The organism is Myxococcus sp. XM-1-1-1 (assembly GCF_020037095.1).
GTDB classification, from domain to species: Bacteria; Myxococcota; Myxococcia; order Myxococcales; family Myxococcaceae; genus Myxococcus; species Myxococcus fulvus.
Window position 1 is genome coordinate 95,466 of record NZ_JAIQDH010000005.1, and the last position, 21,142, is coordinate 116,607.

The following is a 21,142-nucleotide window of genomic DNA, read 5'->3' on the forward strand; positions in this document are numbered from 1 at the left end:
GCCGTCGTTGTCCCGGCATGTCCCCTGGAAGGTCCCTGCCTCCGCGCCGGCCGACGCGGGGGCTCGTGCTGCTGTCGCTGTGCCTGGTGCTGGGCGTCCTGTGGGGGCTGTCCTCGCGCATCGCGCCCTCCCGGCCTGGAGGACCGCTCCCCGTGTCCCCGGCCTGTGAGGGCCTGGAGGTGGACCCGCGCCCCCAACATCATCCCGCGTCGTCGTGGCGGCCATGTGGCGAGGGCTGTCAGGAGCTGGCACCGGACCCGGGCTCGGGGCACCGGTACTTCGCGCTCTTCGGCGCGGCTCGCGATGGGACGCGGATGCTGGGCTACTCCCAGGTTCGTGACTCCGCGCTGGAGCTGCGGGTCGAGAACCTCTCGCTGGGGCAGGTCCTGTTCCTCGCCCGCGTGCTCGATGGGGCGAAGGGCTGCGACTTGCGGCTGCGGGACCTGCGCACGGACCAGGCGCTGTTCGAGGGCAACGCCGTCGATGGGCGCACGCGTCCGCGAAGCCTCATCGGCGTGTTGTTCGAGGGCGCGGGCGCTTCGGTCCGGGTGTGGCCCCGGCCCGAGGGCGCGAGCCCCCTGGAGGCCATCCTGGGGCCTGGATGGATGGCGAGCACCCCCACGCGTCGCCGGGTCTGGAGCGCGCGCTGGGAGGGCGACGGCGGGCCCGTGGAGGCATGGAGCGCGCCGGACCGGACCGTGGCGGCGCACCTGACCGTGGGCGGCGACGCGCTGCTCTTCAGCGCGTTGGACGAGGGCCGCGCGTCGCTGTGGTCCTGGAGGGAAGGGGAGCCCGCGCAACCGCTCGTGGTGCCCTCGATGGGCGGCGGAGCGGCCTGTCCCCGGACGGATGGCGAGCACCTGGTCTGGTTCGAGGGCCACGGCTACGACGCCGAGCGCCACGCCTTCACGCGCATGGACCTGATGACCTCTCCGCTGGCGCACCACGCGGAGGACCTGCGCCCGAGGCGTCTGCGCGCCTCGCGGCAGGACTTCCTCACGGAGGTCTCCGCCGTCGTGGGCGGAGGTCACGCGCTGCATCTGGAGACACGCAGAGGCGAGCCGCAAGGGACGCTGGTCCTCACGCGCCTCTCCGATGGCGCCACGTGGCACCTCCCGCCGAGACCCGGCTTCCACTGGGGCGCGCCGCTCTACGTGGACGCGGAGGAGCTCGCGGTGGTCGAGGACGCACCCGAGCGAGCCTTCGCCTCGGGCGAGCTGGGCCCCGGCGAGTCCTGGACGGTGGTGCGCCGCACGTTGGCCTCGCTGGGCCCACCGGACCTTGAGCCGGTGACGCCTTCGGGCATGGATGCCTCGTGCAGCGCCACGTCCGACTGAGAAGCAGGCCAGTCGGGCCCCGCGAGACCCGGTGCCTCGTGGGTCGAAGCCGTGGACCAGGAAGCCACCCGGAGCCTGCGGCCGGCGATGCCCCTCGAGGCGGAAGGCCCGCCCCTGGAAACACGAAGGGCCCGCTCCCAGGAAGGAACGGGCCCTCGTGCATCAAATCAACTCAGCGCGACTACTCGGCCTCGGCCGCGCGGTCCTCGCGCTTGCGGTCGCGCTCGGCGCGGTAGCGCTCGCCCACGGAGAGGGCCTTCTTGCGCATGCGCACGGACTTGGGCGTCACCTCGACGAGCTCGTCGTCGGCGATCCACTCCAGGGCCTTCTCCAGCCCCATCTCGCGCGGCGGGACGAGGATGACGTTCTCGTCGCGGCCGGCGGCGCGGATGTTGGTGAGCTTCTTCTCGCGGCAGCAGTTCACGTTCAGCTCGGACGGGTGCGAGTGCTCGCCGATGATCATCCCCTCGTACACGGTGGTGCCCGCGCCCACGAAGAGCTGACCGCGCTCCTGGATGCTGAACAGCGCGTACGGCACCGTGTCGCCCAGGCGGTCGGAGACCATGGCGCCGTTCTGGCGCTTCGCGATGTAGCCGAACCACGGCTCGAAGCCGTCGAACTGGCTGCTCATGATGCCCTCACCGCGCGTGATCGTGAGGAACTCCGAGCGGAAGCCGATGAGGCCACGCGCGGGGATGCGGAACTGGAGGCGGGTGCGCCCCGAGCCCAGCTGCCCCATGTCCGTCATGCGGCCCTTGCGCGTGCCCATGCGCTCCGTCACCGAGCCGACGCTCGTCTCCGGCACGTCGCAGAACACCAGCTCCATGGGCTCGTGCAGCACGCCGTCCACGGTCTTGGTGATGGGCTCCGGGTTGGAGGCCGTCAGCTCGTAACCCTCACGGCGCATGTTCTCGATGATGACGGCCAGCGCGAGCTCGCCGCGGCCCACCACGCGGAACGCGTCCGGCGTCGCGGTGTCCTCCACGCGCACGGCCACGTTGCGGTAGGCCTCGCGGTACAGGCGCTCGCGCAGGTTGCGCGACGTGACGAACTTGCCTTCCTTGCCGGCCAGCGGTCCGTCGTTGACCTTGAAGATCATCATCATCGTGGGCTCGTCCACGGTGATGCGCGGCAGCGCCACGGGCTTCTCCGGGTCGCCGAACGTGTCGCCGATGGACACGTCCTCGATGCCCGCGATGGAGACGATCTCACCCGGGCCGGCGTCCTGGATTTCGACGCGCTTGAGGCCCGAGAAGCCGTACAGCTTGACGATCTTGCCAGGCTCGACCTTGCCCCCCTCGCGAACGACGGAGATGGGCATGTTGGGCGTGAAGCGACCTGCCTGCACGCGGCCCACCGCGAGACGGCCGACATAGTCGTCGTAGTCCAGGTTGGCCACGAGCAGCTGCGGCGTCGTCTCCTGGGAGGCCGGCGGGGGCGGGATGTGGTTGATGATGGCGTCGTACAGCGGCTCCAGCGTCGTGCCCGGGACGTCGAGCTTCGTGGACGCCTGCCCCTGACGGGCAATCGTGTACAGCACGGGCATCTCGAGCTGCTTATCGTCCGCGCCCAGGTCGATGTAGAGCGAGTAGACCTGGTCCAGCACCTCGGGGGCGCGGGCGTCCTGACGGTCGATCTTGTTGATGACCAGCACCGTCTTCAGGCCCATCGCCAGCGCCTTGCTGAGCACGAAGCGCGTCTGGGGCAGGGGACCTTCGGCGGCGTCCACCAGCAGGATGACGCCATCGACCAGGCGCAGACCACGCTCCACCTCACCACCGAAGTCGGCGTGACCCGGGGTGTCGATGATGTTGATCTGCATGCCCTTGTAGGAGACCGCGGTGTTCTTCGCGAGAATGGTGATGCCCTTCTCGCGCTCGAGGTCGTTGGAGTCCATCACCCGTTCGGCGACGTGCTCGTTGCTACGGAAGGTGCCCGCCTGCCGCAGCAGGTGATCGACGAGCGTGGTCTTGCCATGGTCAACGTGGGCGACGATGGCGACGTTACGGATGTTTTCGCGAGGAATCATACGAACCGAACTGAGGTGAAAGGGCGGGGGGGATGCCCCGAGAAAGACAGGTCTCCCGAACCCCACCGGAACCCGGAAGGCGGGGGCTTATATGCCGTGAGTGCGTCCCCTGCAATGAGCGTGGACGGCCCCCGGGCGACTGGACGGCCGGCACACCCCTCCCGACAGGGGCTCCCAGGGGGGCCTTGTCACCCCGTCGTCACTCTCAGGAACCCGTGGTGGGGGCCCGGACGGACGCAGCGAGGGGCCGGCCAGCGGAGGGCCCGCCCAGCCGCTCCCGGAGGAAGCGCTCGACGCGGACCTCGACCAGCCCCGGGGCCTCCAGGGGGGCGGTGTGGGTGCCGTCGGGGATGAGGACCAGCTCGGCCTCGGGGATGCGGGAGGCCATCTTCCGCGACAGCCACCCCGGGGTGAACTTGTCCCGGCCTCCGGCCACCACGAGCGAGGGCACGTCCACGTGGAGCAGGTGGTCCCACGCGCTGTGCTCGGACAGCGAGTCCAGCGTGCGCACGAACACCACCGGGTCCATGCGGGCCAGGTGCTCGAAGTAGGGGGCCAGGTCGTTTCGCGCGATGCGCTCGCGGTTCATCTCCAGGGAGATGGCCAGCTGCACCGCCAGCTCCGTGCGCAGGGCCGCGTGGATGAGGCGCGCGGACTGCTCGGGGAAGCGCTCCACCACCCGGCGCAGGGACGGGAAGAGCTTCTTGAGCACGTTGGAGTCATGGAAGGTGTCGAGCGGGTTGCCGTAGCTGCCGCAGATGAGCACCAGCCCCGCGACGCGGCTGGCGTAGCGGCGGTGGAACTCCAGGGCCACCTGCACGCCCATGGAGTGGCCGAAGAGCACGGCCTTCTCCATCCCGGCCGCGTCCATCACCCGCTGCAGGTCGTCGCAGGTGTAGAGCATGCCGATGCGCTCGCGGTCCTCGGGGATGCCCGAGCGGCCGTGCCCGCGGTAGTGCCAGCGCAGCACGCGGTGGCGGCGCGACAGGTACGGGGCCAGGTACTTCCAGGCGAACCCGTCACAGCCCAGGCCGTCGCACAGCACCACGCCCGGCTCTCCGTCGCCGGTGACCTGGTAGTACAGGTCGGCGCCGTCGGGGACGCGCAGGTAGTCCTGGTGGAAGTAGACGGCCTCCGCCTTCATGCCTCCACCTCGGCCTCTTCGTCCTCGGGCAGGCCCCGGTCCAGCCCGTAGCGGGCGATCTTCAGGATGAGGTTGGAGCGGCTGATGCCCAGCTCGCGCGCCAGCCGGCTCTTGTTGTTGCGCGTGCGCAAGAGGCCCTGGTGGATCATCTCCCGCTCCAGCGCCTCCACCGCCTCGTGCAGCCGGCCGTGCGCGCGCGGCGGGATGAAGGGGCCACCGCCAGGCACCACCGCGTCGCGGATGCGGCTGGAGAGCAGCTCCGCGGGGAGCATCTCCAGGTCTCCGCCGAGCACGAGCAGCCGCTCGATCTCATTCTCCAGCTCGCGGATGTTCCCCGGCCACGCGTAGGCGCCCAGGATGGCGAGCGCCTCCGGGGACAGGCCTCGCGTGCGCTGGCCCTCGCGGTGGTGCTTGCGCAGGAAGTGGTCGATGAGGACGGGCAGGTCATCGCGGCGCTCGCGCAGCGGGGGCAGCTGCACGCGGATGACGTTGATGCGGTAGTAGAGGTCCTCGCGGAACTCGCCGCGCTTGACCAGCTCGCCCAGGTCCTTGTGCGTGGCGGCCACGACGCGGACGTTGACCTCCTTGTGGTGCGTGCCGCCCACGGGGAGGAAGGTGCCCTCCTGGAGCACGCGCAGGAGCTTCACCTGGAGGGCGGGGGACATGTCGCCCACCTCGTCGAGGAAGAAGGTGCCGCCGTCGGCGACCTCGAACAGGCCCTTCTTGTCGCGCAGCGCGCCGGTGAAGGCGCCGCGCGTGTGGCCGAAGAGGGCGCTCTCCAGCAGGTTGTCGTTGAAGGCCGAGCAGTTCTGCACCACGAAGGGCTGGTCCTTGCGCGGGCCGTTGTGGTGGATGGCGCGCGCGACCAGCTCCTTGCCGGTGCCCGACTCGCCGTTGATGAGCACGGTGGAGTCGGAGTTGGCCACCTTCTCCATCAACCGGAAGACCTCCATCATCGGCCCGGAGCGGCCGATGATCTTCTCGAACCGGTAGCGCTCCTGCACCTCGGGGGATGGCGGGGGCAGCTGCTCCTCGCGCCGGGCGAGCTCCGACTCGTGGTTGGCGATCTCCAGCGCGGCGAACTCGAGCAGGTCGGACAGCTTCGCCAGCTCCGCGCCGTCGAGCACGGGGACGCGCTCATCGGCGCGGTCCAGGTCGGAGAAGGGCGGGGCGAACTGGAGCAGGCGTGAGCGCAGCACCTCCACCTCACGCGCGTTGAGCATCTGGCGGGAGAAGCCCTCGACGAAGAGGCAGCCGGCGTACTCGTTGTCGACGTAGAGCGGGGCGCCCACGATGCTGAAGTTGAGGTGGCAGTCGTGGAAGAGCGAGCGGCGCAGCTTCTTGTTCCCGCGGAACTTCTCGTGGAGCACGCGCACGGACTGGCTGCAGCGGCGCAGGCCCTCCCTCGAGAACAGGGCGATGCGACAGAACGGGTTGGGAGGCGGGGAGATGTCCCCCCGCTGCCACTCGTGCACCACGCCGTGGCGATCCGCGAAGGAGAGCTCCATCTGCCACCACTTGCGGATGACATCTCTCAGCATGATGATGGTGTGCAGGCTCTGGTGCTTCTCGAAGTCCATCCCTACCTCCGTCCGGCCCCGCGCTCCGGGGAGGGACCGGGCCGTCGGAATCGCGTTTCTCCCCTCTCTTACCCCAGGACCCGGCTGTATCCTCACTTCTCTCTCCCGTGACTACCTCCACTCACACACGCGGCGGGGCGGGGCATGGGCATGACCACGACCACGGGCATGACCACGGCCATGGGCATCACCACCATGGGCATGGGCACGGCCATGGGCACGGTCCCAAGCGGGGGGGCCTGGCGGAGGAGCGGCGCAAGGACCGTCGGCGGCTCATCTTCGCGTTGGTGCTGACGGCGACCATCGCGTTGGCGGAGGCGGTGGGGGGCTGGCTGACGCACTCGTTGGCCCTCATGTCGGACGCGGGTCACATGTTGACGGACGTGTCCGCGCTGGCCCTGAGCCTGGTGGCGCTGTGGTTCGCGGGCAAGCCGGCGGACGTGAAGAAGACGTACGGCTACTACCGGATGGAGATCCTGAGCGCGCTGCTCAACGGCGTGCTGCTGCTGGGCATCACCGGGTTCATTCTCTACGAGGCCTGGGAGCGCTTCCACTCGCCGCAGCCGGTGGACGTGAAGCCGATGGCGTTGGTGGCCACGGTGGGTCTGGTGGCGAACCTGGGGGCCTTGGGGTTTTTGCATCGCACACACTCGATGAACGTCCGTGGCGCGTTCCTTCACGTGCTGGGGGACACGTTGTCCTCGGTGGGCGTGTTGATTGGCGCGGGCATCATGGCGTTGACGGGGTGGTTCGTGGTGGACCCCATCATCTCCGCGGTCATCTCGGTGGTCATCGTGGTGGGCGCGGTGCGGCTGGTGCGGGACGCGGTGGACGTGCTGATGGAGGCGGTGCCCTCGCACGTGGACATGCCGCAGGTGCGCGAGCTGATGCTGCGCGTGCCGGGCGTCACGGCGGTGCACGACCTGCACGTGTGGACGATCTCCAGCGGCGTGTACGCGCTGTCCGCGCACCTGGTGGTGCTGGACCCGATGGTCTGCAACAACGACGAGATTCTCTCGGCCGTGAAGCACGACCTGTACGACAAGTTCGGCATCGACCACACCACCATCCAGATAGAGAGCGAGAGCTACGCCCATCTGGGTGAGGTGCACTGACGGGAGCTGGGAGCCCCCCGCGAATCACTCGCCAGCTTCGGTATCACTCCCGCGTCATCGTGCGTCCGCCGATCTCGGGAAAGCGCTCATAGGCTCGCCTGAGCGCGTCCAGGTGGTCGGGCTTGTCCAACTCGAGCGGCGCGTCCGTGAGCTGCACGACCCATCCGCCGGATGCCGTGCGCCGCGCTCGTGAGATCAGGTCCGCGTCGCGGGCGGGATCAGGGAAGCCGATGGCCCGCGCCGTCGCGGCGGACCAGTAGTTCAGCCACGCGAGGAAGTAGGGAGTCTCAGGGGCAGGGATCTTCTCGGGCATGTTGAGCAGGGGAAGCCCACGGGGGGAACCCTGAGGGGCCTGCGCTGAGCGGCGAAGCTGCTGCGCGACCTCCGCACCGTACCCATATCTCGACGCCTGTCCCCAGAACGCGTGAGCCCCTTCCGCCACGGCTTCAAGCACGGTCGCCGCTGCTGCGAGCACAGGCTCGTCCAGTGGCATTTCCACGTGGACTTCGAACTGCGGCTGTCCGCCTGGGCTGAAGAGTCCCGAACGTTCCCTCCCAAAAAACGTCACGGGGTGACGCTCATCCCCGTTGCACACGATAGGGAATTCCCCGTCCTCGATACTGTCGATGAGCCATGCGTCGCGCTGTGGCAATGGGATGGGACGCCCGCTGTCAGAGAGACGCCACCTGAGCTGCAAGGATGGGAGCGCCTTCTCCATTTGATGAAGGATGTCGACTGGGCGAGCGTCTTTGCCCACGAGGGCGGGTGCGTAGACGATGAGCGTGAGGGCATTTCGCCGAGTCATCGTTTGCACCCCGTGACGACGACATTCAGTGAGAAGTCCGCTTCGAGCAGCGCTTCTCGATGCTCCTGGGTGCTCACTCCGATGATGAAGTCATAGCCACATGCCACGGCTGTATCTCGCTCTTTGTTGATCTGCTTGAGCTCCTTCTGGAGCTCCATCCGCTGGATGAAGGAACTGTACTCATCGAATCGATGGGTCTTGATCTCCCACAGTGCGCGCACGCCGACTTGCAGCGCATCGAAACGAATCCCTCCCACGCGCACGTCCATGCCTGGATAACGGTTGGGAGGAATCTGGTCGGCACACTCGTTATGCGGGCCATCTTTGGAGGCGCGTGGTACCGGGACGGGCTTGCAGTCCGGGCGGCGCTCTCGCTCCCCTGGCTCTGGAGGCACCGGGGGCTGCAAGTCCTGCCCTGAAGGCTCGGGCTTCGGCCGGCGTTGCGGTTCAGCTTCCCGGAAGGACGTCTTCGTCTCGCGTGAGGTCCCTGCTTCCTCGGGATAGGTGTGGCGGAGCTCATAGGCCTCCAGCGCCTCCTCGAGGACAAACCCGACCACCACCACACCCAGCACGATGACCGCGCCCACGGCAATCTCAGGAGCGGCCAGGATGCAGAGCCCGACGCCCATGGCGGCAGCGGCAGTGGAGGCGACCGCGCATCTCCCCGTGGTGTCGCGGAACTCGATGCGGTCGTGGTCAAGGGTCCGGTAGCACCGCTCCACCAGGACCGGCCAAGGTTGAGACGCTTCGCGGACGACGCACCGCCCGTCGTCAGCCCAGGGCAGCTTCGCCGCCCGCTCGAGGTTGGTGCGTCGTTGGCTCCGCGTTCCAGAGGTGTCGGGGGGATGGGTCGACGCGGCGCATGCGGATAGGAAGAGTAGGAGCGCGATGCGGGCGCGGAAACGCATGGCCCCATCCTCGCCGCTAGGAGTGGTCTCGGCAATCAGCATGGAGATTCCTGCGATTCGCACCCCTGAAGAGGCAGGGACCACCCCGGGGTGCCTCACCCCGCGTCAGCGCAGTCGCTGCCTTGCCTGTCGCGGCGGCAATGCATCAGAGTCGCCGCATGCTCAACGCAGGCGCCCTCGTGCTCGCCGCCGTGCTCACTGCTTCACCCACGAACAAGGCCGACGCGGACCTGGATGGTGACGGCACACGCGAGCACCTCACGCTCGAAGTAGCGAAGCCCGGCGCCTTCCGGCTCACCGTGGGCACATCCATCACCGAAGGCGAGCTGCCCGGAGTGCGCGGCATCACCGTGCTGGACCTCGACAGCAGCGACAAGCAGCGCGAGGTGCTCGTCCACGGCGAGTCACGCTTCCGCCTCTTCCGCCAGGAGGGCACGGCGCTCCGGGAAGTGCCGCTGCCTCCCGGAGTACCGAGCGCCTCCGGCAATGGCATCCTCCTGTGCGACGTCCCCATGTCCGACGGCTGGGCTCGCCGCGACAAATACCTCTACGACGCGAAGCAGCCGGGCTTCACCGAGGTGCCGCAGGAACTCTACGCCGTGGGCCGCGACCTCCCGCCTCCAGGGTGGGTGTCGCTCCAGCAGACGCCCGGCAGCAAGGACGTCGTCACCCTGGCCGGCCCCGAGAAAACCCTCTCGCTGCACGCCTTCAAACCAGACCCCGCGGACCGTGATGGCGGCTGGTACCTCGCGGGACTCGCGCGCAAGTCCGAAGACGCGCTCGGCTGGGTTTCCGCCCGGGAGCTCCGGAAGAAGGTGAGCGTCGACGACGGCGCGATGCTCGGGGCCATCGTCGTGTTGCCAGAGCTCTACGCCTCGGGCGCCAGATCGAAGGTGGCCATCTCCTTCCCGCTCCTGCGCACGCGCCAGGACGACGCGGAGCCCGTGGCGAAGCTGCGCGCGGGCAGCACCGTCACCCTGCTGGCCACGGACGGTACGTGGTATCTCATCCAGTCGGAGACGCGGCTGCTCGGCTGGGCCCGAGCCGGTGCGCTGTCCGCACTGAAGAAGGCCCCGGTGCCCGACAAGCGCGCCCAGCTCTCCACCCTGCAGCACCGCCTGCGCGCGGCGATGCCGAAGCCCACCGCGAGCGGAGACTGGCGACCCGACGCCGCGGGACTCATCCTCGAGAACGAGTACGCCAGCACACTGGACACCTACCACTTCTGCCCAGACGGCCGCGTGGTGCTCGAGTTCCTCGTCGACGACTACAAGAAGCACGGCACCTGGACGCTCGACAGGGACACGCTGAAGCTGGCCTTCACCCGCGAGACGAAGCAGCTCGGCGTGGGCGAGCCCATCGGGCCTCCGGAGGGCGTGGAGGGGGTGCGCCAGTACCGCGAGACCACGCCGCACGAAGCCACCCTGGCCGAGACCCAGACACTCGACTGGAACGAAGTGCTGGAGGACGTGAAGACCCCTTCCTCCAGCTACAAGCCGAGGCGCGGCAACCCGAGCTGCCGCTGAACGCAGACGACACACCCGGGATGCCAGGTCACACTGCCAACAGCGACCGCGTCGATAGACGCCTCGCGTCCACACGGCAGGCGCGCATTCTCCTGGCACCCCTGGAAGTGCACGCAAGGGATTGCGTACGTTGAGTCCGCCATGGTCGAGCGTGCTCAAGAAATGCGGAGTCCCGCCTCGAACGTCGACGAACTGCGCCGCCAGCTGGAAGGAGGGAGCGAGTCCATCGAGTCGGCCTCCTCCAGCTACGCGCGGCTGGTGAGCGCGCTGCGCCGCTCGAAGTGGCGCGCGCTGCTATGGGCTCAGCCAGCCCTCGTGGCCGAGGTGCTCGCCCAGGACGCCGCCTGTGTGGAGGCACTGGAGCGGGGCCTGCGCCGCGCGGAGCAGGAGCGATGCGCTCCGCTCCGTGTCGCCACAGGAACCCACCTTCCTTGTGTGCGTGCCTCAAGCGTTCCCGACGCGGCGAGCGAAGCTCGGTCAGGCACACCCGTCGCGACGTGGCTGTGGCTGTCTGCCACTCGGACCGAGGGGAGCGCGCGCGGGCTACCTCGTGCTAGCGCTTCTTCGTGCAGCGGGCGTCGGGACGGAAGGGCAGGGCATGCAACTCGCGCCCGGTGCTTTGCTCCGCGGTGAAGAATACGTCCCAGCCAGAGCGGATGAAGTCGCGGGGGGAGGAGGAGGCCGGGCCTGGCGCGACCTCGTCGAGCGCCCGCGTGCCAGAGGCCGTGCCGTCACTCACCCAGGGTTCGGCCCCACGTCCTGGCGTCGTCGCGCTGAAGAACAGCCAGTCCTGAAGGGCCGTCACGCTCGCGGGAGCGGCCCCCTGGGCTCCGGGCACGATGTCCTTGAACAGCCTCGTGCCGGAGGCCGTGCCGTCGCTCATCCACAACTCGCGCCCGTGCGCGCCATCATCCGCGGCGAAATAGAGCCTCCCTCCGGCGACCGCCAGGGCGGTGGGCTCCGACCCAACTGCACCCGGGCGCACGTCTTTCACCCGCCGCGTGCCCTCTGTCGTGCCGTCGCTGACCCAGAGCTCCTCACCCTCGGGCAGGCCCGAGCCCGCGCTGAAGTATAGCTTGCCGTGAAGCGCCACCAGGTCGTGGGGAACTCTCCCTGGGAAGAAGCGGAGGTTGCGCGTGCTCGAAGCCGTGCCCTCGGTGACGTAGAGGTGAGCCCCGCCGTCGTTGAGGTCCACCAGGAAGAAGAGCTTCCTGCCTACCGACTTCATGCGAAAGATGAGCGCGTCCTCCGTGAGCGTGCCGTCGTGGACCTTGAGCATCGGAATGATGCTTGTTCCGCCGTCGCTGCGTACCAGCCAGTTCTCATCCCCCATGCTGATGACGAAGAAGAGAGATCCGTCGTGGACGATGAAACGGCGCGGGAAGGAACTCGCCTGTCCGGGAGCGATGTCCTTCACGCGATAGGTGCCCGCCTCGGTGCCATCGCTCGTCCACAACTCGTACCCATCCGTGCCATCTGGAACGACCGAGGAGAAGTAGAGCCGGTTCTTGTAGGCCACCAACGTCTGGCCCTCACCGAAGCTTGCATCGATGGGGAGCACCCGCTTCACCAGGACGGTGCCCGCCTCGGTGCCATCGCTCGTCCACAAGGCGCGGCCTCGCACGTCGTCATCCGCGACGAAGAAGAGCCGGTCCCCCACCATCGTGAGCTCCGTGGGCCCCGAGCTCTCCAGCCCTCGCGCGATGTCTCGCACCATCACCGTGCCCGCGCCCTCGGTACCGCTGCTCATCCAGAGCTCGGTGCCATGGACGCCATCGCTCGCGGCGAAGAAGAGAACGCCATCCCCGTGGACGAGGTCGTAGGCGTAGACGCGCGCCGAGCCGAGATTCCTCAGCCTGCGGGGCGTGAAGCCACAGGGCGCCCACTCACGACGGCTGAGCGCCGCCACCTCCAGGCTCTCACTGGATGGCTCGGCCTCGTCGGCCATCGACGGCGCGCAGCCCACCAGCAGGCCCAACGGGAGGAGAAGGGCACCCAAGGGCTTCATCATGGCTCGCTGTCCTGTTCTGGAGTCCAACCCGTGTATCGAGATGAATGGCATCGACGGCGCTCGCTGTCGGCGCCGGGCTACTCGTCATGGAAGCTTCCTCGTGCCGGGCCTTGGCTCGAGGGTGAGCGGCAGGGCGGGCGAATCCTCGATCTCGGCATCGTGGCCCACCCGAGTCCCCAGCACGAAGTGGGGCAGGCCAGGCGTCGAGCTCTCCCCCGCGCCGTATATCGCGAGGAAGCGGTTGCCTCCGTAGGCGACCGCCGGTCCGAAGGCCTGTGAAGTGTCATTTCCCGAGACAGGGAAGCCCGCTGGGTCCCACGTCGAGCCATCCTCGCCGAGGCGCGTCCCCCAGACACGGTGCGAGCCTTCACGCGTGTCATCCCAGACGACGAGGGACTTCGAGCCGTGGTGGGCCAGCCGAGGGTCCCGCTGTTGTCCTGGAGCCACGGAGACGTCGAAGCCCGCGGGAGTCTCGACCGAGCCATCCCGGCGCACGAGCGCACCGCGGATGTTGGCGTCCATCCCCTCGAGGTCGGACCAGACGACCTGGAACCTGCGCCCGGTCCACGCCACGTCCGGAGTCACCTGGAGCCCTGGAGACGTGGAGATGGCGAACCCGGTTCCGTCGAGGATGATACCGCTCTCGCTCACCCTGTTGCCGTAGATGTCGTTCTCGTCCTCCGTGTCACCACGGGCGTCGGACCAGACGACGAGGAACTGCTGCGTGCTGGGGTTCCAGGTGACGGCGCTGTCGAAGGCGAAGGCGAACCCCTGGCTCACGGTCTCGTCCGGAGAGGGCTGGACGACGCCCTCACGGCTCACCCGCTTGAAATGGATGACGGACTCATCCGTGCCGATGACCGTGAAGGTCACCAGGCAGGCCTGAGGGGAGCATGCGATGCGGACGGGGCCGAAGGTCTCACCCGAGCTGATGACGGAGAAGACCTTCCCCTGCACTGTACCGTTCGTCCCGACGCGGATGCCTTCGATGCCACTGCCCGTCTCCCAGACGACGAAGAAGTGGGTGCCATCAAAGGCGATGGCGGGGGCGCGGCCCCTCGACGTCCCCACGTTGATGCGGATGCCTTCGGGGTCCAGCACGGTGCCGTCCCGCGCCACCCGGGTGCCGTAGATGCCTCCCTGGCGAATATCTCCCCAGACCGCGAGGTATTTGCCACCACCCGAGGCGACCGCCGCACCACTGCGGGCCAGCGGCGCCGCCTGGAACGCCTTGTTCGGCGCATGCCTGTTCGCGAGAGGGGACTCCTCTACCGCGCCCGGCTTCTCTCGAATCGTCGTCTCCCCCTCCTCCCGAACGGGTCCACATCCCGCATGAAGTGCACCCGCCAGGATTGCGCTCCCCAGGACCATCGTCCACGTGCGTCGCATGGGCCCTCCCGTTCCGTGACTCCGCGAAGGTGGGGGCCGTGCGGCGCCTCGGGCCATCCGCCCGGGGGAGGGCAACAAGGATGAATTTCAGCGACGGGGCATCCCCTTCAACCGATGCCTCGACCTGGTTCCGCCTGTGCTCGCGGCGACGTGCGAGGGACTCGCTTCAGCCGAGAGGGAGGGACAGGTAGCCGAGCGGCTGGTCGGAGTCGCCGCATCGAGCATTCCGGACACCGCTCGCGGATGGACACCCTCGGCTGCCGCGGAATCGAGTCAGTGTCTCCTGCGGATGAACCTGCCGCCCCCGCGTGTGCGGGCACAGCTTCGGCTTCATGCGGCTGCGCGGCTTCTACCGTGGCATCTGCTTGGTGCCGTAGGGTTTCGATATGCTGGCGACGTGAGCGAGGCCCATGACGTGTCGCGGAGCGCCCGCATCCTGGAGCAGTGGTTGCCCCGCGTCCATGCGAACCCCGAGGACGAATCCACGCGGCTGGTGATGGCGGACCAGTTGCTGGAGGTGGGCGACCCCCTGGGCGAGTTCATCGTGCTCCAGTGCTCCGCCGCTCCGGACCCGACGCGCATCGACGCGTTGCTCGCGAAGCATGTCCGGAGCTGGGAGCTGTCCCTGGGGGGCCTCGTCGAGCCTGGGACGACCCGGTTCGAGCGGGGCTTGCCCGTGGCGGTGCGGATGTCGGGAGAGGCGGCGCGTCGGATTCCCCCCGAGCCAGGACCGGCCTGGTGTTCGGTGCGGGAGATCGACTGGGTGGGGCTCGCGTGGTCTGTGGTCCATGGACAGTGGCTCGCGCATCCGCACCTTCGGGGCGTGACAAGGATGCGGAGCGTGGAGCTGTTCTGGGCCCGGTTGATGGGGCAGCCGCCTGGCGTCACTCGACTGGAGCTGTGTGGGCCTGTCGTGCCCCAGGTGCGCGGCACGCCCGTGGCGGCGGATGTGTTCGACAGGCTGGCCTTGCTGCCGAGCCTGTCGTGGCTGGAGCTGCGTGACGCGCACCTGGACGATGTGAGCCTGTGCGCGGGCTCCAGGCTGGCGACGAAGCTGGCGCGCATCGACATCGTCGGGCAGGGACGTTGGTCGCTCACGGTGAGGCCGGGCGCGGAGGTGCCCATCGAGGCGACGCTCCTGAGCGAGCGGGCCATCGATGATTTCGAGCGGGTCCTGCGCGCGGCGGAGGGGTTCGGGTCCCGGGGCCTGCGGGTGCACCGGGAGCACAGCCTCGATGCCGTGCGCGTCGAGCGCCTGCGCCGGGCCGCGTCTGGGTTCTCCCACGTGGAATGGATGTGAGCGTGTCCACGTCGCGGTAGAGTGGTGGTGTGGAAGACAGCGTGTTGGGTCACCTGGAGCGCGCCGCGGAGTCCTTTGCCCGGTACGACGAAGACGAGGCGCTCGGCGCCCTGTTGGCCGCCTGGCGGGTGTGTCGCTCACCGGCGCTGGTCAAGCTGTGTGAGGAGGTCGAGCAGCGCCTGGTCGCGAATCGTCTCGACGCGGAGGGCAACGAGAAGCCGTCGCCGGACGGGACGCGGGAGGTCACTCCCAGAGCCATGGCGTCGACCCTCGTGTCGGAGACAAGGCGGTCCTCGACACTGGAGATGTTCTACCTCGACCAGGTCCTGCGGATGTCCCCGAACCCGCAGCTCGGGCCCGCGCTGGTGAGCCTGTCCGGGCGGCCCGAGTTCCAGGTTCCGCTGAACCTGACGAAGCTGTGTCTGGCGCTCAAGCACGTGGGCCCGCCCTTCGACATCGCGCCGCTCCAGGCGCTGCAAACCAGACTGGCGCCGGACAACGAATCCGCCGGTCGGCTCGCCTTCATCATCCGGATGGGGCGTGAGTGGGTGCCTCCGGTCCTGGGTGCGCGCGCCGAGGCCGTGCTGCGGGACGTGCGCAACGCGCTCGACGCGAGAGGGGACCATGAGCGGCGCCGCGCGAGCATCCGGGAGCAGTGGCTGCCCCAGGTCTACGCCCAGCTCGACGACGATGCCGCGCGGCTGGTGATGGCCGATGAGCTGGTGGCCCTTGGAGACCCCTGGGGCGAGTTCATCGTGCTGCAATGCTCGCCCGCTCCCGATGAGGCCCGGGTCGACGCGCTGCTCGCGGCGCATCGAACGAGCTGGGAGGAGCCTCTGGGGCTGCTCGTCATGCCGGGCACGACGCGTTTCGAGCGAGGGTTCCCAGTGGCTGTCCAACTGGGTGGGAGAGCCACCCTTCAACCGCCCTGGCCCGAGCCGGGCGTCGCGTGGAGCACGGTGCGTGAGATTGATTGGGGCGGAGGGCTCGACAGGGAGTGGTTCATGCATGCGCACCTGCGCGGTGTCCGACGGATTCGTCGGATGGCTTTCGCGGCGGCGCACGACCTGGACCTCCATCCTTCCGTGAGCAGGCTGGAGTTGTGTGAGTGCGGAGGGCACGGGGCCCATCTGGTCGCCGGGCCTGGGGTTGGCTGGTCGAAGACGTTCGAGAAGCTGGCGCTGCTGCCGAGCTTGTCGTGGCTGGAACTCCGCGACGCGGACCCGGTGGGCCTGCGCCACTGCGCCAGCTCGTCCCTGGTGAGAAAGCTGGAGCGCCTGGATGCCGACAGGCAGGCCGCATGGCGGCTGACGGTGCGGCCCGCGGAGCAGGTGCCCATCGAGGCGACGCTGGTGAGCGAAGAGGCCGTCGGCCGTTTCGTGGACGTCCTTCGCGCGGCGGAAGGATTCGGGACGCGAGGGCTTCGCGTGCGCTGCGAGCGCAGGCTCAAGCCCTGGCAGATGCAGGAGCTGAAGCAGGCCACGGAGGCCTACGCTCACGTCGAGTGGGGGTGAGGCCCGCTGGGCCCAAGGACAATTCATCTGTCCGGTGGCGGACTGCCCTCCCGCGCTCGCTTGAGCAATGTCTGGCAATCCCTACCATCTCCAGGTGGAGGTCCCACGCCCATGGACACCCGCCTCGATCTCCTGTCCCGCGAATACCTGGAGTCGCCTCACGATCATCTCGCGGAGCTGCGACGCCGTGGCCCCGTCGTCCAGGTGGACCCCGGTGGCATGTGGCTCGTCACCCGCTACGACGAGGCACAGCAGGTGCTCAAGTCCGCGAGCCTCTTCTCGTCCCAGGGGCTGCGATTGACCGCGCAGCCGCCGTGGCTCCAGCGCGTCAACCCCTTCGCCGACTCGCTCCTCTTCCTGGATCCGCCCCAGCACGGGCGACTGCGCGCGCTCATCAGCCGTGCCTTCACTCCCGCGGCGCTGGCACAGTTGGAGGCCCGCCTGCGCGGGGTCGCCCGGCGGCACGTGGCCGACATGATGGACAAGAAGCACGTGGATTTCGTGGACGCCTTCGCCATGCCCATTCCCGCGACCGTGATGGGCTGGCTCCTCGGGCTGGATGCCTCGTTGCAGCAACACTTCATGCGCTGGACCCATGTCCTCGTCACCATGAATGGAGTCCAGCCGGAGGGCGCAGTGGAGATGGAGCGCCAGCACCGCACCCTCGATGAGATGGAGCGGTATTTCCAAGGCGTGCTGGACGAGCGGCGGAGCGCTCCGCGGGATGACATGGTCAGCGACCTGCTCCGGGCGCGGATGGACGGGGTGGCGCTGACCCATCACGAGTTGATGAGCTTCCTCTTCCTGCTGCTCGTCGCGGGGCTGGAGACCACCGTCAACCTGCTCAGCCAATGCGCGCGGGTGTTCTTCCAACATCCGGAGCTGCTGCTCCGCCTGCGCAAAGACCCCACTCTCATCCCTCGCTTCGTCGAGGAGACCCTGCGGTACGAGCCCAGCGTGATGTCCACGCTGCGCCTGTGCACCCAGGACGTGACGCTGGCCGGAGTGGAGCTGCCCCAGGGGGCCCTGGTCCTGGTGTCGCTGGCCTCCGCCGCCCGCGACGAGAAGTATTTTCCGGACGGCGACCGGTTCATCCTGGAGCGGGAGGGCCCGCCGCGCCTCTCCTTCGGACATGGGGCCCACTACTGTCTGGGGGCCATGCTCTCGCGGATGGAGGCGCGCGTCGCCCTGGAGGAGCTCGTCTCCCGGGTGGAGCGGCTGGAGCTCCGCACGGAGCACATCGACTGGACGACCTCCCTCATCGTCCGTGGGCCGGTCACGCTTCCCGTCGAGGTCTTTGCTCCCGCGACGGGACAGCCCCTGCCGGCGCGCCTCGCGTGACCCAGGACCTGTCCGCCAGTCTCGTCACCCTGGGGAGCCTGGAAGGGGAGGGGAGACCAGTTCCAGTGGTCGGACGAAGCGCGGGCCGCGAGGGACGGCGGGGTGGCTGGGGCCCAGGGCCAGGATGGCCACCAGGGTGATGAGCGACTGCTGCTCCCAGCTCAGGGCCCCTGCGGAACGTAGCGCAGGCGGGTGCCTCCGATGCCGTGCTCGAGGAGCACCTGCTCGAGCGGGGAGGAGAGGTCTCCGCCCGTGGCGGTCCGCTTCAGTTGGTCCTTCTGTCGGTTCTCGACCTTCGTGGGCGGGTGGGCGGCCTTGTTCGCGAAGAGATTTCTCTCGGACTCCTCTGCCTTCCGTCCTGCCTTCGCGGTGCCTCCGCCGGTCATCGGATACAGGCCGTCGTCCGGGAGCATGTCCGCGAATTTGTGGGTTCCGTTGGCGATCTCCTGGAGACTCAGCACGCTGTTGAAGATGACGGAGCGGTGCCGGGCGGGCTCAGCGACCATCCAGGTGACGAGCATCTCCCTCAGCAGGTTGTGGAAGCTGGCGAGCGCGTCCGGAGGATCCTCGGCGGGGTTCTTCACCATCGCCAGCATCGCCTGGGCGAGCACCGGGTCGTCCACGCTCTCTGCTGCCTGCAGATGGGTCAGTCGCTTGAGGAACTCGGGATAGCTGACCTTGTGCTCCGCTCCGGCGTTGCCGGGCGTTCGCAATCCCTGCTGGTTGGGGTTCTCGTCGTAGGCAATCGGCGCGCCATGTCCGAGAACGATGAACTCTCCCTTGGGCAGGCTCTTGCTCGGGCCCTTCACGCCAATGGGGATCCTCCCGGAGCCCACCGGCAGGCTGAGCAACTTGCTTTCTGTCTTTTTGCTCTCCGCGACCTCGCGCAGGCCCTGGGCCGCCGAAGCCCACCAGATGAGCCCGTCACCACTGGGCGTCAGCTCGCCAGTACTGACGGAGCGGGTCCGGCCGGTGGGATCTTCGGATATCGCGGAGTCGATGACGTTCACGTCAATGGGGGCCCCGGGAGTGTCGGTTCCAGGCTTGACGTGGTCATGGAGCCTGTTGGTCGCGCCGCCCAGCGCCAACGAGGCCCTGGCGCTCTCGTTGTCTGGGGGGAGGGTCGGCTGTTCACGGAGCACGGGGCGGCTCTTGATGGCTTCGATTCGCGCCTTGAGCCTGAGGCCCGCCATCTCCTCCTCGCTACCCGGAGGCGCCTCTTTGGCCATCCACGCCCCGATGTTCTTGGACAGGGTGTTGAGCTTGGGGAGATAGTTCTTGAGAACGTTCTTGCTCGCGGCGGGCGGACCCTCGCTCAGCATGTCGAACTGCGCTTGCAGGTCCCCTGGAACCAATGCGTCTCCCGGCTGGGGCACGTGATGGTTGGCGCGAAGCAGCCCGGTGGCGCCGTCGTAGATGTTGTTCGTGGCGTCATCCCAGATCTGGTGCTCCAGCAGTCCCGGAGGAATCAGTGCGAGGTCGGGCGCCGGGCCGGCGTAGGCGGTGTCCTCCGGGACGACGCCCGCTCCCTGCCTTCGCCATTGCATCCGCTGGATGGGCGCGGCGGAGCTCGGTGCGCCCGGGTTGAGCGAGGTGCCGACGCGCGACAGCGCCCGCACGCGAGGACTCTGGTCGAGCTCTCCCTGACGCGCTCTCAACTGGCTGACGTGGGGGGAGTCCGTCGTGTGCCCCGCGCGCATCACGGGCTGCCTGGCGCGCTCGTGGGTTGACCGGGCCATCTGGGTCCGCATGCGGGGCTCCTGTCCATGCCACGTGGAGGCCAGGGATTGTGGAGGGCCCCCCGGGGCGAAGGAAGGAGCGGGGACGTTCGGCCCTGTCCCAGGACTCGCTGGGGCGGTGGGATGCACCACCGCTGACCTTGTCAGGTCCACGAACTCCATGACGGGTTCGAGCGCGAGTGGAGGACGGAGGGCTGACGAAGCCGCGTGGGCGGTGGCCCCAGGGGCGGGCTGAGGGTAGCGTGACCGTCCATGCGTCACACTCTCATCGTGTCCTTGTCGGTCGTGCTGTGGGCGACGGGCTGTGCCCATTCGGGGGCTCCGTCACTCCCCGCGAGTCATGGACAGCTCTCCCTCGCGATGGCGTACCAACTGGACCCGGAAGGCAATCCGCGCGAGGCCTCGGAGCTGCCACCCGCGTCGTTGTTCAACCCGGGGGCGAAGGGAGGCGTCGCGCCGGAGAGGGCGCGTGAGGCCTTCGCCGAGGCCGTGGCGCTGTTGAAGGGCGCGCCCACGGAGGCGCAGGTGCGGCAGGCCTCCGCGACGCTGTCGGCCGCTTGCGCCGTCGACCTGTTCGACGCCTGTGAGTTCCTGCTCACGAACTTCCAGCCCGTGAAGCGGGTGGAGGGGCCGTCGATGCCGGACATCCCGAGGGAGGCTTTCCTCCTCCGCAAGCCGCAGGTGGTCGTCCTCCGGGGCCGGGTGGACACGGACGGACGCGCGCGGGAACTCCAGGTCGTGGAGTCTCTCTTCCCGAAGTTCGGCGAGGAGCTGGTGAAGGTCTTCGCCGCGACCCGGTATCAACCGGCCATGCTCGCGGGGCATCCCATCGCGACCTCGCGCCTCTTCCGGATCCAGTTCCAGATGCCCCTCGAGAACCGGACTCCCGAGGCGGAGCTGGAGTGGGTCCGGATGCGCGTCGCCCGCTTCCCCGGGAGCGCCGACGCCTGGTCGCACCTGGCGAAGTTGCTGGGCTCACAGACTCCCGAGGCCCCTGGCTATGTCGAAGCGCTCGAGCGGTTGAACGCGTTGGCACCGACGTACTGGTGGGCCGCGAACGAGCTGTCATGGCACTACGTCCAGGCGGGGCGCCACGCGGAGGCGGAGCCGAGGGTGCGGGTGGCCCGGCAACTGGCGCCGCGCAACGCCTATGTGCTGGAGACCTCCGCCGCGGTCCTTCGGGGGATGGGGCGGTGCGAGGAGGCGCTGGCGGACCAGCGGCAAGCCGTGGCGAGGCTCCAGGAGCAGTGGCCGCGAGAGGAGCGGGAGCGGTTCGAGCGCACCCTCGCGGACTACCAGCGGGACTGCCCGGGTGGGTCCCCGCCCGCGCCGAGTCCTGTCGCGCCCTGAATCGCCGCGTCGTCGTCCTGCCTCACGCGACCTGGCTGGTGCCGAATTCTCCCG

The 21,142-nt window shown here is 68.7% G+C and carries 15 protein-coding genes; 7 read left to right on the forward strand and 8 right to left on the reverse strand.

The window, feature by feature from the left end:
• Nucleotides 1-17 precede the first annotated feature (17 nt).
• Nucleotides 18-1,337 carry a hypothetical protein gene (locus K8640_RS12845; protein WP_223747303.1) on the forward strand — a complete coding sequence of 440 codons (1,320 nt, stop codon included), beginning with the start codon at nucleotides 18-20 and terminating at the stop codon, nucleotides 1,335-1,337.
• 181 nt (nucleotides 1,338-1,518) lie between these two features.
• On the opposite strand, the gene typA is transcribed toward K8640_RS12845, so the two are convergent.
• The 3 genes from typA to K8640_RS12860 all read right to left on the reverse strand — a co-directional run bounded on the left by typA (nucleotide 1,519) and on the right by K8640_RS12860 (nucleotide 6,090).
• A complete protein-coding gene (typA, locus tag K8640_RS12850; RefSeq protein ID WP_223747304.1) occupies nucleotides 1,519-3,366 on the reverse strand; it encodes a translational GTPase TypA in 1,848 nt (615 codons plus the stop codon).
• A 205-nt stretch (nucleotides 3,367-3,571) separates the two neighbouring features.
• Nucleotides 3,572-4,510 (reverse strand): alpha/beta fold hydrolase, encoded by a 939-nt coding sequence (locus tag K8640_RS12855; RefSeq protein ID WP_223747305.1) that lies wholly within the window; start codon nucleotides 4,508-4,510, stop codon nucleotides 3,572-3,574.
• Nucleotides 4,507-6,090 carry a sigma 54-interacting transcriptional regulator gene (locus K8640_RS12860; protein WP_223747306.1) on the reverse strand — a complete coding sequence of 528 codons (1,584 nt, stop codon included), beginning with the start codon at nucleotides 6,088-6,090 and terminating at the stop codon, nucleotides 4,507-4,509. The genes K8640_RS12855 and K8640_RS12860 overlap by 4 nt, the downstream gene beginning before the upstream one ends.
• A gap of 107 nt (nucleotides 6,091-6,197) precedes the next feature.
• Between K8640_RS12860 and K8640_RS12865 the strand changes: the two genes are divergently transcribed.
• Nucleotides 6,198-7,205 (forward strand): cation diffusion facilitator family transporter, encoded by a 1,008-nt coding sequence (locus tag K8640_RS12865; RefSeq protein ID WP_223747307.1) that lies wholly within the window; start codon nucleotides 6,198-6,200, stop codon nucleotides 7,203-7,205.
• Between the two features lie 43 nt (nucleotides 7,206-7,248).
• On the opposite strand, the gene K8640_RS12870 is transcribed toward K8640_RS12865, so the two are convergent.
• Together K8640_RS12870 and K8640_RS12875 are read right to left on the reverse strand one after the other, a co-directional pair.
• On the reverse strand, nucleotides 7,249-8,010 hold the full coding sequence (locus tag K8640_RS12870; RefSeq protein ID WP_223747308.1) for a DUF5953 family protein: 762 nt from the start codon (nucleotides 8,008-8,010) through the stop codon (nucleotides 7,249-7,251).
• Nucleotides 8,007-8,960 carry a DUF6310 domain-containing protein gene (locus tag K8640_RS12875; protein WP_223747309.1) on the reverse strand — a complete coding sequence of 318 codons (954 nt, stop codon included), beginning with the start codon at nucleotides 8,958-8,960 and terminating at the stop codon, nucleotides 8,007-8,009. The genes K8640_RS12870 and K8640_RS12875 overlap by 4 nt, the downstream gene beginning before the upstream one ends.
• 116 nt (nucleotides 8,961-9,076) lie before the next feature.
• Here K8640_RS12875 and K8640_RS12880 point away from each other — a divergent pair, with 116 nt between their 5' ends.
• The gene (locus K8640_RS12880; protein WP_223747310.1) at nucleotides 9,077-10,444 is read left to right on the forward strand and encodes an SH3 domain-containing protein; all 1,368 of its coding nucleotides are present in this window, start codon (nucleotides 9,077-9,079) and stop codon (nucleotides 10,442-10,444) included.
• A 553-nt stretch (nucleotides 10,445-10,997) separates the two neighbouring features.
• Here the strand turns inward: K8640_RS12880 and K8640_RS12885 are convergent.
• Nucleotides 10,998-12,455 carry an ELWxxDGT repeat protein gene (locus K8640_RS12885; protein ID WP_223747311.1) on the reverse strand — a complete coding sequence of 486 codons (1,458 nt, stop codon included), beginning with the start codon at nucleotides 12,453-12,455 and terminating at the stop codon, nucleotides 10,998-11,000.
• An 84-nt stretch (nucleotides 12,456-12,539) separates the two neighbouring features.
• Complete coding sequence (locus K8640_RS12890) at nucleotides 12,540-13,844, reverse strand: hypothetical protein (protein ID WP_223747312.1); 1,305 nt, start codon at nucleotides 13,842-13,844, stop codon at nucleotides 12,540-12,542.
• 397 nt (nucleotides 13,845-14,241) lie between these two features.
• On the opposite strand from K8640_RS12890, the gene K8640_RS12895 reads away from it, so the two are divergent.
• The 3 genes from K8640_RS12895 to K8640_RS12905 all read left to right on the forward strand — a co-directional run bounded on the left by K8640_RS12895 (nucleotide 14,242) and on the right by K8640_RS12905 (nucleotide 17,999).
• A complete protein-coding gene (locus tag K8640_RS12895; protein ID WP_223747313.1) occupies nucleotides 14,242-15,144 on the forward strand; it encodes a TIGR02996 domain-containing protein in 903 nt (300 codons plus the stop codon).
• 41 nt (nucleotides 15,145-15,185) lie between these two features.
• Nucleotides 15,186-16,658 (forward strand): hypothetical protein, encoded by a 1,473-nt coding sequence (locus K8640_RS12900; protein ID WP_223747314.1) that lies wholly within the window; start codon nucleotides 15,186-15,188, stop codon nucleotides 16,656-16,658.
• Nucleotides 16,659-16,769: 111 nt separating this feature from the next.
• A complete protein-coding gene (locus K8640_RS12905) occupies nucleotides 16,770-17,999 on the forward strand; it encodes a cytochrome P450 (RefSeq protein WP_223747315.1) in 1,230 nt (409 codons plus the stop codon).
• Between the two features lie 161 nt (nucleotides 18,000-18,160).
• On the opposite strand, the gene K8640_RS12910 is transcribed toward K8640_RS12905, so the two are convergent.
• Nucleotides 18,161-19,750 carry a hypothetical protein gene (locus K8640_RS12910; protein WP_223747316.1) on the reverse strand — a complete coding sequence of 530 codons (1,590 nt, stop codon included), beginning with the start codon at nucleotides 19,748-19,750 and terminating at the stop codon, nucleotides 18,161-18,163.
• A gap of 240 nt (nucleotides 19,751-19,990) precedes the next feature.
• Here K8640_RS12910 and K8640_RS12915 point away from each other — a divergent pair, with 240 nt between their 5' ends.
• On the forward strand, nucleotides 19,991-21,088 hold the full coding sequence (locus tag K8640_RS12915) for an energy transducer TonB (protein WP_223747317.1): 1,098 nt from the start codon (nucleotides 19,991-19,993) through the stop codon (nucleotides 21,086-21,088).
• Nucleotides 21,089-21,142: the final 54 nt, after the last annotated feature.